6 protein-coding genes and 1 other RNA gene are annotated in these 13380 nt (G+C 39.0%); 6 read left to right on the top strand and 1 reads right to left on the bottom strand.

Going from position 1 to position 13380, the window contains the following annotated elements:
- The first annotated feature begins 93 nt into the window (after nt 1-93).
- From FEE95_RS00865 to FEE95_RS00850, 4 genes are all read left to right on the top strand, one after another.
- Nucleotides 94-1476, top strand: coding sequence for a contractile injection system tape measure protein (locus tag FEE95_RS00865; RefSeq protein WP_138655940.1), 1383 nt, complete (start codon nt 94-96; stop codon nt 1474-1476).
- A 3-nt stretch (nt 1477-1479) separates the two neighbouring features.
- Complete coding sequence (locus FEE95_RS00860) at nt 1480-6888, top strand: eCIS core domain-containing protein (RefSeq protein WP_212748410.1); 5409 nt, start codon at nt 1480-1482, stop codon at nt 6886-6888.
- A 24-nt stretch (nt 6889-6912) separates the two neighbouring features.
- Nucleotides 6913-8055 carry an eCIS core domain-containing protein gene (locus tag FEE95_RS00855; RefSeq protein ID WP_138655939.1) on the top strand — a complete coding sequence of 381 codons (1143 nt, stop codon included), beginning with the start codon at nt 6913-6915 and terminating at the stop codon, nt 8053-8055.
- A 109-nt stretch (nt 8056-8164) separates the two neighbouring features.
- The gene (locus tag FEE95_RS00850) at nt 8165-9526 is read left to right on the top strand and encodes an ATP-binding protein (RefSeq protein WP_138655938.1); all 1362 of its coding nucleotides are present in this window, start codon (nt 8165-8167) and stop codon (nt 9524-9526) included.
- Between the two features lie 790 nt (nt 9527-10316).
- Here FEE95_RS00850 and ssrA read toward each other — a convergent pair.
- Nucleotides 10317-10713, bottom strand: a transfer-messenger RNA (tmRNA) gene (gene ssrA, locus FEE95_RS00845).
- Between the two features lie 275 nt (nt 10714-10988).
- On the opposite strand from ssrA, the gene FEE95_RS00840 reads away from it, so the two are divergent.
- The gene (locus FEE95_RS00840; RefSeq protein ID WP_138655937.1) at nt 10989-12194 is read left to right on the top strand and encodes an NAD(P)-dependent oxidoreductase; all 1206 of its coding nucleotides are present in this window, start codon (nt 10989-10991) and stop codon (nt 12192-12194) included.
- A gap of 49 nt (nt 12195-12243) precedes the next feature.
- Nucleotides 12244-13338 (top strand): helix-turn-helix domain-containing protein, encoded by a 1095-nt coding sequence (locus FEE95_RS00835; RefSeq protein ID WP_138655936.1) that lies wholly within the window; start codon nt 12244-12246, stop codon nt 13336-13338.
- Nucleotides 13339-13380 lie beyond the last annotated feature (42 nt).

Raw genomic sequence — 13380 nt, 5'->3', positions numbered from 1 at the left:
GCTTTCAGGGCCTCGAAAGAGGCCCAATCCTCGAAGAAGATGTACTTAGGTGCATCTTCTAGGGGATTATTATTTATTTGATAACCGTTATTTATGAATCAAAATTCAATTCATGATGCTTTGATCACTATTGATTTATATGGTGATGAGAATACGGGTTTTGATAGTAATGATCTCTTAGCTTGGACAAAATCCAATGTTTTAGAAGCCATTGAAGACAACATTGATAGTTTAGTAACTTCTGATTCCATAGTAGAAATATCAGAATTAAATATAACGATAAGCCTAGACCATAAAGTTGATTTTTTAAAAGGTGACGATACTATCAAAGCGCTTGTATGGGATCAAATTTATAGTGCACTTAAAAATACTTTAAAAGAAAAAACTACTATCCGCACCCCTGTTCAGACGTATCGTGCGAGCATCATTTTAAAATATATACAAACGGGACAGCTTGCAACGGATTATTCAAATGAAGAATGGAGCATCTATTCAACGGCCTTTTTTGATGATCTCATGATTGGAACTAACCTTGCGAAAATAGGCGGAGAAATAATTTTCGATAAGAATACATTTTCTCGTTTTTTCGAATTAATTGAACCAGTTCGATTAGATAAGATTCTTGATAAATTAGAAAATGAGAATAATACCGCTATAAAAATAAAAGCTCTTTTGAGGTTCGTAGTCGAAAATTCAAATAATTTTTTACCGATTACAGCAAAGGATTTGTACTATAAAGCTTTCTTTCATCTATTGCAAGTAGAAAACACATTTGAGTTTGCCTTTGAAAAACTAATCGATGAGTTCGTGGTTCAAAAAAGAATACACGATGGAAAATTAAAAGTGCCAGATGAAGTTTCTTTAGAAATTAAATCATTTCTAAAGAAGAATATTTTTAGAAAAGAAGATGAACTTGGCTATGGTACCGAGGCTACAAAAGAAAATGAATCAGAGACAGAAATAGAGATATTAGAAGAGGGTAGTTTTATTGGTCAAGCAGGATTGGTACTATTAGCACCCTTTTTATCCTTGTTTCTGAAGAAATTAGGTTGTTTAGGCTCCAAAGGAGAACCGCTTAAACCCAATGAAGTACCCATACTTTTACACTACCTAGCAACAGGAGAGCATGTTGCACCTGAATGGAAATTGACCTTGCCGAAAATACTATCTGGATTACGACCTGGCCAACATTGTGCAACACAAATGAAGCCCTCGAAAAAAATTGATGTACAGATTAATGAACTTTTGAAATCTGTAATTACCTATTGGGAAGCTTTGAAAAACACAAGTCCTGAAGGTTTAAGAGAGACTTTTTTAATTCGGGAAGGAGAATTGAAATTCAAGAATGGGTTTTATTACCTCTTCGTTGATATGAAAACGGTAGATATTTTACTGAATTATATTTCTTGGAATTATACAACGGTTAAATTAGGCTGGATGCAGCAAATCCTATTTGTAGAATGGAATAAAACATAAGACTTGTTCACAACAGCAGACAAAACGGTAAAACCTTCTGTTAATGTACAACGCAAAGCAGAATCATCTTTTTTTGGTCCTCAAAAAGAGACGGTAAGCCCTGCCCCTGAAAGTTCTTTTTTTAAACCTGCAATACAAACTAAACTGCAGGTAAATAAGCCCAATGACAATTACGAAAAAGAGGCCGATCTTGTTGCAGATAGAGTGGTAAACATGTCAGAAACTCAAACTGATTTTTCTACTATAGCGACATCGGAAATACAACGGCAAGAGGATACGGAGGAAGGGGAACAAGAGACGATACAAACTTCTTCAGTAATAGTTCAGCGTATGTCAGATGAAGAGCAAGAAGAAACCTCATCCCTTCAAACAAAACAAATTTCATTTCTTCAAAGAGATTCAAATTCCCTACAACGAGTTACTTCCAATGATGAAGATGAAACGGTACAGACTTATTCCAATCAGCGACCGCCTTGCATGTATCACTCAGATGTGATACAGTTAAGCGGTCGCGGTCCCCCGGCGGGTGCCGGGCGATTGCAAAGTCAATTGCACCAGTCGACTACCGGGGGCAAGCCTATGGCCGCTCCTGTCAGAAATTCTATGTCCTCCCGCTTTGGGGCAGATTTCAGTTCGGTACGGATACATACCGATACAAGCGCTCAGCAAATGAGTAAGCAAGTAAATGCGCATGCCTTTACGTATGGTAATCATATCTATTTCAATAGCGGAAAGTACGATCCCGCCTCTAAAGCGGGACAAACGCTCCTTGCTCACGAATTAACGCACACCATTCAGCAAGGGGCAAGCCCTGTTTATGCCAATGTCCAACGAAAGCATAATTTCACGACAGTTCAACGCAAAGCCATATTACAACGACAAATAGCACCACAATTAACAGCAGCGGTGGAACTCGCTACTGTGGAGCAAGGCAAGGTCATTGCCAATAAGCAAGGCCCTGATGGAAATAGATACGGCTGGGAGCGCCTTCTAGAGTACTTCGAAACTACTTTTGGGAAAGATAAAATTGTGACCCAACCTACAGGAGCAGATAATGAGGTTCCCAAGGAGGGCATCAAGAAGAAATCAGAATTTTATGGTGCAGTTGTAGAAGCCGATGCCGATGAAAATGGCAAAGGCATGCGTGACGTTATGCCCAGTTGGTGTGGAATTTTCGCTTTCTGGGCTTTGAATAAAGCAGGTATCCCCATGCCTAAATGGCAATTGGGCGAATCATTTATCCCACCGGAAGCTGCCTACCCCCCAGGCCACACGCCAAAACCGGGTGATATTGCCTATAAAAAAGAACGATCTCATTATGGGTTGGTTGTAGGAATGGAAGGCACTAATCGCGTAAAAAGCGTAAATGGAAATACCGCCGGAGATGACAATATGGGCGGCGAGATACAGGTGCAAACCCATGATCTTAGCAACTGGCATGCCTATTTCAATCCTTTAGTCGCTAAAACAGGAAACCTAAGAGATCCAGCACACGGAGATACCGATACCGAACCTAAGACTTTTAAAGAACTACGAAAATTAAAATACAATGTCAGCAGAAAAGTTGAAAATGAAAGAATAGCGGAAGATGAGGAACTACAGACCAAAACAGAAAGTAGTCCAAAAGAGGAAGAAAGGCTACAAGCAAAATCAAATGGTTTAGAGAAAGAAGAAGAAACTATTCAACGGTCCGAGATTGGTGGTTCAGGAGGTTTTGCCTCGAGAGGTATGGAGTATGATACCGATAATGTATCTGATACCATACAGACCAAGGCAGAATCTACTCCAGCACAATTGGTAAGAAATAAATCTCCTGGAGAAATGATTCAAGGTGGTTGGTTAGGCGATGCTTGGAATGCAGTCTCAGGATTGGCCTCCGATGTAGCCGATCGTATCGCTGAAGGTTTGAATGCGGCCAAAGACTGGTTGCTCGATAAAGTACGTGACTTTGTTATGGTAATTCCGGGATATACCTTGCTAAGCTATATTCTAGGCTATGATCCGATTACAGGAAGGAATATCAACAAAACGCCGATTACCCTATTGAACGCCGTTCTAGATATTATTCCCATAGGCGGAAGTATGGTGAAATGGGTATTGGAGTACTTTGAGGCTATAAACCCTGTGGCAAATTGGTTGTTCGAATCCGTACAACGATTCTCTGATTTAATATCACGGGTAGAAACACGCTTCGAAAATTTCTGGAACCGACTGAGTATTAGTGACGTAGGCAATCCTGAACAGGTTATGAGCGACGTTGCCAACCTATTTCAATCTGTTGTCACAGATATCATAAGCTTCGTAGCTGAGGTAGGGGGCGACTTTTTGACTATGGTCAAAGATATTGCTACCACAACGCTAGTTAATTTTGTTAAAGAGTACTTCCCTGATGCTTACGATTTACTTGTATTACTACTTGGTGAGGATCCAATTACCGGGGAACAAGTAGCTTTTAATGGCACAAATATTTTGAACGCATCTCTAAAAGTTCTTGGAGAACGTGGGGCTCAGATTAAGGCTCAAATGGAAGAGAATGGCATTTTCGTAAAATGCGTGCATTGGATAGATAGAAGTATTGGGCTTGTACAAGATCTCATTAGTGATGTTGGGAATATTTTTACCACAATTTGGGGACTTATAACCTTTGATTCGCTCTTCCACCCTATAGATACTTTTACTGAAATTGCGCAGGCCTTCCTCACTCCAATCAATCGAATTATCGATTTCTTCACGGATGCCATGGTCATTCTCGTTGGTATTCTAAAAGAGGCATTACTAAATCGATTAAGCAACTTTGCCAAGGAAACCAGGGGCTATTTCTTAATTACCGTGCTAATCGGAAAAGATCCCTTTACGGGTAACGTGGTACTCCGAAATACCGAGAATATGATTCATGGCTTCTTTAGTCTGATGGAAGGTGGGGAAGCACAATTCCAGCAGCTAAAAGAAAGTGGAAAAATTGATTCGATGACCCAAAAAGTGGAAACCGCTGTCGAACAGCTCAATTTCACATGGGATTATGTCATCGGTTTATTTACAAGTCTTTGGGAATCTTTGGACTGGAATGACTTCCTTAACCCTTTCGATGTCTTCCTCAGGATAGTTGCCACCTTTGGCGATCCTATTATTCGTTTAATCCGATTTGTAATTACAATTGTTCAAATCGTTGTTGAATTGCTGCTTATCGCGATGAATTTCCCGTTTGAAACGGTAAACAATATTATTCAGCGCTCGATAGAAGCATTCGGAAACATTAAGCGAGACCCTATAGGCTTCCTTAAGAACATTCTTCGCGGAATAAAACAGGGCTTTACCCAATTCTTCGATAATATTCTGAATCATTTAATGAGTGGTTTAGCGAATTGGCTGTTTGGTTCTCTCGGTGATCTTGGCATACAAATGCCACCCGACCTTAGCTTTAAGAGTATTCTAAACCTAATCATGCAAATATTGGGTGTTAGTGTCGACCATATAATGGAAAGAGTATGGTTAAAGCTGACAGAACAAATTGGAGCCGAAAAAGTGGCTAAAATCAAAGGTGCTATAGATAAGTTAACAGGAATCTGGACTTTTATCAAAGATGTTATCGAACGGGGACCTATTGCTATTTGGGAATACGTACAAGAAAAATTGAGTGAATTATGGAATATGGTCCTTGATGCGGCTAAAAACTGGATAATGACCCGAATCATTGCTTCGGTCACTACCAAATTATTAAGCTTTTTAGACCCAACCGGTATCATGGCGGTCATCAATAGCGTCATTGCTATTTACAGAGCCATTCAATCGTTTATTGAGCAATTGAGAGCGATGTTGGAAATCTTGAATTCATTTGTGACAGGTATTGCGGAAATAGCAGCTGGTAATGTAAGTGCAGCGGCGGATTACCTCGAAGGTGCTATGGCTAGAGGCATACCGGTAATGATTGGTTTCTTGGCTAATCAAGTTGGTTTGGGAGGTATTAGTAGTCGTATAGCCGAAATCATACAAGGCATTCGAGTGAAAATAACCGAAGGAATCGACTGGCTGGTTGCAAAAGCATTGCGGATGGGTAGGCCTATAATTGATGGCATATTGCGGGTCATTGAGTTTGGGGAAAGGGTTGTAGGTGGAATTAGAGCTGCCTTCGGAGCAGTATTCGGATTTAGTGCTGGAGGTGAGGCTCATCGACTTTGGGTTGAAAACGAGGGTGGAACTACAAAAATCAAGGTGGCGAGTGACCCAATGGATTTAACTGCTAAAATAAGTGTTTGGCGCCAGGCTACCAATGGAGATGAAGCAAAAACCAATGCCATTAATGACGCCGAGTCACAACATGGGGTAGCAAAGCAAAAAGCCGATGCTCTTGCCAGTGCTGATCAGGCCAATGATGAACAGAGAGTTGCTGCAGCTCAGACCGAACTGGACGCAGCTATGAATACTTTAAAATTAAAGGTTGCCCTTGTATTTGGTTTAATGCCAGAACTTATAGAAGGGGATATAGATCTTTATCTAAGTAGCAATGTTGGTTCTACATTTTTAAATAGTTCAGGAGCATTGTTAAATCCGCCAGGAAATACATTGAAAACTAATGTAACTGGAAAGGGATATGCCGTAATAGATAAAACAAGTGATAGAAAGGCTCATATCAGGAGAACTGGTGGGACAGGTTTGAATGCATATCATTTTGATAACGAAGGAAAACTACAGCCTGGTAGTAGTAGTGGCAATCACACCGAATACCAAATCGATGATATCGACTTTATGGATTTTGAAGGAGATGCAAGAGATGCCTTCCAAATAGAGGTTACTACTCAAAACGGGAATAATTTTACAGCCACTCTTAGTGAAAACGAACTCGAATCCACAACTCAAGTCAGAACCGAAAATCAGGAAATAGTTGGGACGGGACTCGCACGACAACGTGATACAGGAGTCTCCGGTAGGTCAAGAATGAATTCTACAACAGCTACTGGTTTACACAGAGCCCATTTAATTGCAAATAGATTTCAAGGGCCAGGTGAAGCTCAATCGTTAAATATTATTTTAACAAGCCCCAGGTTTAATACAGGCACAATGGCAGGTGTAGAGGATAATATAAATGACTGGATAGGAGAACGGGTTGAAAGTAATCGAGCAAGAGGAACTTTGCCAGAGGGGGGCATTCTTCGTTTTAGAATGCGTGTTAGAGCAACTTTAGAATTCAATGAGGGAAGATCTCTGGCTAGGGCAATTCTAAATAATTTGATTGCTGCAGAGTTCATTGAATCAGAAGTTGACCAAACAACGTTAATGAATCAAATCTTTGAAAAACTTACAGCAGAGGCCAATACTCAGCAAACGGGAGACGGATTTAGACGACAGACGAGAAAAGTTGAGTATTTCGTCGATAGTAGTAAAAGAGCAGAAATAGGACCGGATAGTGACATTTAAATATTAAAAAGCAATATAATTATCATGAAAAACAAATCATCAAGACGTAGACGCAGGGTTAAAAAACAACAACCCGCTCAAAAAAAGCAACAAAACGAAAATTTCTTTGAAGCGCAAATACAGCGTAAATGTGAAAAATGTGAAGACCAGGAGAAAGAAGTACAAAAAAAATCAAAAGGACAGTCGAGTGGAAAATCAAAGCCCTTTTTCAGTTCTTATATGAAGAATATCAATACGAAAGGCACTCCTCTTTCCCAGGATAACCGAACGTTTTTCGAAGGACGAATGAATGATAATTTCGGCGATGTAAAACTTCACGCAGACAGGGAAGCAGCCAATGCAGCTAAGGAGGTGGGAGCTAAAGCTTTTACCTGGCAAAACCATGTCGTAGTAAACAAGGATTATTTTAAGGAGGGCAGTCTCGAGTCCAAACAGCTGTTGGCACACGAATTGAAACATGTACAGCAGCAAAAGAACGGGCGTCACCAAATACAAATGATGCCCGAAGATCAAAGCGCAGAACCTACAAAAGAAAAAGGGGTAGAACAAATCACCGCTAATGATGCCATGAGTATGGAAAAAGAAGCAGAAATGGAAGAAGAAAAGATATTAGCTCCAGAAAGCCTTCCTGATTTTCAAACCTTCGGGACTCCCTTTAACAAAACCGCCTTGGCCAACTCGGTAACTTTTGAAGGCAAAACGGAAGGAACTTTTGATGGTGGGGTCGGATCTACCAGAAATTTACGGCGAACTGCCGCAGAAGGCTGCACAGGTTGCACCGAAAACGACTGTTTTCGATATACTGGTCAATTGCAAATCAACTACAGCGTATCAACACATGTCACGCTGCCAGATGTACCTCAAGGTCTTACTGATTGTCAGCATGAACGGGTTCGCAATGCCATAGACAATGTATTGGCACCCCATGAGCAAGATCATGTTGCGGCCTTTAACCAATACAATGGGAGTGTTCAGCTAGCCATAAATTATACAGGTTGTAGCGCAGGTATCACTGATCATGTACAACAATTACATGACGCGAATGCATCTACTAGAAGGGCTATGGCCCAAGCAGCAAGTGATGCGCTGGATCCTTTTCATATTTCAGTTGATTTAGATTGCGAGGAAGAAGTGGTGCCAACGCCTGCGCCAACGGAGGGGGAATAAAGACTACAAAATGATTGAATACATCATAAATATATAGTATCTTAAAATCCATACTTCCCTCGTTTTTATTATTAAGATTTTAAAAGTTTGAATGTAAGAATATAAGGTTATGCAAAGAATTGAAGGAAGTATGAAAGTCGTGGGTAAGTACCAAGACTATTTTATGCAGGGGGTAGAAACCTTAGGTAAACTTTTGCTAGAGCGAATCACAGCAGACCAAAATCAAACCAACTTTCTTCTTGAAAGCTATAAAACAGACGAATTCACTTCGCAATTAGACGCTATTTTACATGTAGATGTTCCTTTTTCATTTGAAGAAAAGCTAGTGTTGCTTTTAGCACTTACCCCAAGTGTAAAACCTGGTTTTATAGAGGACGTAATGCTCAAGGCACTCCCTCAAGGTGGAGAATTTATTGCCATTGGTGGCGTAAAAGGACAACAACATCGAGGTATTCTGCCCACTGGTGAAACAGCTATTTATATGTTGGCAGGTCTAGACATTAGAGAACGGTTAGTACATCAAGAAATATTCAGTAGTGATGCGATTTTCGCTATTCAAGGAATTCTTCAAGTTGCAGGGGCGCCCCCAGGAGAGCCTAATATGAGTGGATTGCTACAAATCGATTCAGATTGGCTCGAAAAAATTCTGATGGGTAAGGAAGCATCTCCAGTATATAGTGTTGAATTTCCAGCGAGAAAAATCTCAACTTCAATGGATTGGGATGATTTGGTATTACATCCACAATCGAATGAACAAATCAACGATATTCAAATTTGGATGTCTCATCACCAAAAAGTTTTGAAAGATCCAACTTTTGGCAGACGGATTAAACCTGGTTATCGCGTCTTGTTTTATGGAAATGCAGGTACTGGAAAAACCTTGACAGCCACCCTTTTAGGGAAGAAATTTAACATCCCAGTATATCGTATCGATCTTTCACAAGTTGTTTCCAAATACATAGGAGAAACCGAAAAACATATAGAACAGGTATTTACTCGGGCCGAACGAAAAAATTGGGTACTATTCTTCGATGAGGCCGATGCTCTTTTTGGCAAAAGAACCAGTGTTCAGAGTTCCAATGACAAGTTTGCCAATCAAGAGGTTTCCTATTTACTGCAGCGAATTGAAGACTTTAACGGGTTGTTGATATTAGCCTCTAATTTTAAGAACAATATAGATGATGCCTTCTTAAGACGGTTTCATAATGTCATTCATTTTCCATTACCTGGTGTTAAGGAACGTTATAAATTATGGATTCAAAGTATGCCCTCTGGGATGAAGGCTAAAAAAGATATTGATTGGAAGCAAATCGCAGAGAAGTACGAGATTACTGGGGCGGAAATCGTGAACGTTATGTATTACTCCGCCTTGAAGGCCTATTCTCGTAAGAATTCCATTTTACTTAAAGATGATATTTATGAGGGTATTAAAAAGGAATTGAAGAAGCAAGATAAAACGTTTTCCTACTAAACGATTAGCGTAGTGGGATTTCTGAACCAAAATTTAACATATTAGTAATAGTCTTGAAATGGCTATATGGTTATTAGTAATATAAATAGTTCGTCTTCAAATCGAATAATTTCCAAAATTGAGCTGTTGTTTCCCTTTCCGACTATAGAAAACCAATTTGTTCTTAGACCGAATGCATAATAAGGCTTGCGACTCACTATAAACCCTTATTAGACCCAAATCTGATGAGAGAAAGGACATAGAAAAAGAGAAGCGTGAAGGCATTATGGGAAGTAAAAGGAACAATTAATAAACAAATCGATAGAATTTGAAATCAATTATTCCTGTTTATTGTATCGAAAGAGAGAACGCGCTCTGGGTATAAAAAATAAAAGGATTTTAATTTCTTTTGTTTGAATTTGATGGTGTTTAAAGAGCGGAACGTTTACAGTTTGAAGCGAGCTTTTGCGAGTGAGAAATGTAAAGCAAGAGAGTAACACGCTAAAGATGTGTTATGTATTTTAATTAATAGATATTCAGTTTTTTGAAGGTTATAGTTTTTTCGATTAAAAAATCTTTGCTGTAACAACGCTGGAAACCCCTATAAAAATTGAAAAAGTTTACTGTTAAACTTTTAAAACAGAAAATCAATAAGTTATCTTATTGTTCGGTGAGTAATTGTGCAATATGATATACTTACCGAATAGGTAACTTTTTTAACAGTATTATTAAATATTAAATGAAGCTAGTAAAAATATAAAAACCTGTAAATCAGATTTTTACAGGTTTTTGTATCAATTTGATACTTTAATAGTGGAGCCGGAGGGATTCGAACCCTCGTCCAAACAAGCAACGTTAATGCCTTCTACATGTTTATTTTCTGATTGATTTTCGACGCAGGCCTGACCAGAAACAGCCTAACCAACGCTTATCTCCTTAAGTTTTAGTGCTACTATCGGAGTGCTAATAGCCTTATATCGACATTTATGGTGCTCCTGATTGAATCGCCGTCGACAGAGGCTATTCAGGAACATCTCGCTTCTCTACCTAGTAGAGACGAGGCTAATCTTACTATAATTCAGATTAAGCGGCAAGAGCGTAGTTATTATCGCCAATTAAAAGTGTGAAATATGAGATTTACGAGCTATACATCAGCGCTCGACATGCTTACATTGCCATTGGTCTCGCTGTCAAAACCAGTCGGCCCCATTGTCATTCCCGCGTAGGCGGGAATCTATTTTTTAAATAGAATGACAATATTTTTCAAAGAACAATTTCTTGGGCGTCCCCTTCGCTAAAACGCTCAGGTCGGGCTTTCGGTAGTACACGGTACTTGCCTCTATCCCTAACGCACCTCCCGTCAAATAACAGACAGGCCGCCAAAGATACCCCAAAAAGTATTCCAAAAAAAGTTTTGATAGGGTCCTGTCATCCGTTAAATTTGGAACTATTACCGCACCAAAAGTTACAAACCCAAGAATATATGAAGTTCGGAATCATCAGAGAGCGCAAAAATCCACCCGACCGGCGCGTAGTACTATCACCGGAAGCCTGTCAAAAAGTCTTAGAAAACCATCCAAAGGCGGAGATTATTGTCGAACCTTCACCAATTCGAGTTTTTAAGGATAAGGAGTACAAAGCTGCGGGACTCGAAGTAGCATCCAAGATGGAAGAATGCGACGTGCTTCTCGGCGTAAAAGAAGTACCTATTGAAGCCTTGATTCCCAATAAAAAGTACTTTTTCTTTTCCCACACCATAAAGAAACAACCCTATAATCGAAAATTGCTTAAAGCCATTCTTGATAAGAATATCGAACTCTATGACCATGAAGTTATCACCAATCAAAAAGAGCAACGTGTTGTTGCTTTTGGGAGATACGCGGGCATCGTGGGAGCGTATAACGGATTCCGAGCTTACGGACTCAAATACGGAACATACAAGCTTCCCAAAGCAGAAACTTTAGCAGACCAACAAGCATTGATTTCGGAATTGAAAAAAATAAAACTCCCGAATATCAAAATTATGCTCACGGGTAGAGGTAGGGTAGGTAACGGCGCTCGTGAAATGCTCGACGGAATGGGCATGCGAAAAGTAAATGTAGGAGAATATTTAGAAGAGGAATTCAAAGAACCAGTCTATTGTCAAATTGATGCATCCGAATACAACAAACGCAAAGACGGAGTACGCGGTAACAAAGCGGATTTCTTTGCAAATCCTGAAGAATATAAAACCAATTTTACAAGATTTACGAAAGTAACTGACTTCTATATTGCTGGACATTTCTACGGAGACGGTGCACCGTATTTGTACACTCGGGAAGATACAAAACATCCCGATTTTAAAATCAAAGTAGTGGCTGACGTCAGTTGCGATATTGATGGGCCAGTGGCAACGACTATTCGACCCTCCACCATAGCAAAACCAATCTACGGTTACGACCCCAAAACAGAAAAGGAAACCAACTTTAAAAACAAATCTGCCATCGCCGTAATGGCAGTTGATAATCTACCTTGCGAATTACCCAACGATGCAAGTGTAGGATTCGGAGCTGCCTTTATGAAGCATGTGATTCCCGCTTTTTTTAATAAAGATGAAGACGGTGTCCTTAAACGTGCTCGTATGACAAGAAATGGAAAGCTAACAAAACGCTATTCCTATTTGCAGAATTATGTAGATGGAAAGGAATAGATTTGTTTGAAGTTTCTTATCACAGGTTCAATAGCTAATCGCACATTTGTTGGAAAATAAAATAGTCTTCATTAGTAGTTTAGGAAAGATTGCCTTTTTTCTGATGCTTATTTTCTCTGTTTTCCTCCTCACGGTAAAGAGCACGAAAAAAAGTTCCAACTATATTCTAGGCCTAATGTTACTTTTGGTAGCTTTTGATTTATCAGGGTTTTTTATTGGCGAGTGTTTTGAAGAACATCTTATCTTAAATAGCATTAAAACAGCATCTGCACTTTTACAAATGCCCTTGTTTTTATGTTATGTACTCTCGGTTTGTTTTTCAAACTTTAGATTTAAACCGATACATCTTCTACATATAGTTCTATTCGTTACTTTTTTAATCATTTTTAAAATTGCCTCTTTATCAAGCTCATCTTTAAAACTCTACGGAGTGATAGTTGAACTTCAATGGTTCGCTTATATGATTGCGGTTTTTGTGAGTTTAAAAAGATATAACAGAATTCAGCTTGAAAATACCTCTCAATCGAATTCCAGAGCCTATCAATGGTTGTTTCAGTTTGCGGTATTATCCTGTGTTGCCCACAGTTTTGTTCTTATGAAGTCGTGTCTCCAATATGTTAACCTTGAACACTTAATTTTGGATTTAAATATTGTCATAAGCATTTCAACTTTAGTAATTACAACTTGGTTTGTTTTAAAGGCGTTATATCATCCACAATTGTTTACGGGTATTGAAACAAATTTAAGACCAGTGAAATCTTCATTGCGCAGGGGTGATAGTAGCTTGAATCAAACCCTATTGAAAGGTGAAATTGAAAGACTTCAGGCTTTCATGAAAAATGAAAAACCCTATTTAGATTTTGAGCTAACGCTACAAAAGTTAGCTACTCAGTTTGATATGCCAGAAAAGGAGTTATCAATTCTCATAAATCATCATATGGGAAAACACTTTTTCGATTTTATAAATGAATATCGTATTGAAGAGGCCAAAACTATTTTGGCAAATCCTAATGAAAAGCATCAAACCATTTTAGAAGTACTTTATCATGTTGGGTTCAACTCTAAATCTTCGTTCTATACTTCCTTTAAAAAGCTAACTGGTAAAACGCCAACCGTTTTTAGAAAAGAGCAATTGGCCCATTAAAAAATTCCAAAAAAAGAGTTCGACTTTCTTTATTCGGACTTT

This window comes from Maribacter algarum (ex Zhang et al. 2020) (assembly GCF_005885635.1).
GTDB classification, from domain to species: Bacteria; Bacteroidota; Bacteroidia; order Flavobacteriales; family Flavobacteriaceae; genus Maribacter_C; species Maribacter_C algarum.
This window is presented reverse-complemented; position numbering and strand designations above follow the sequence as displayed.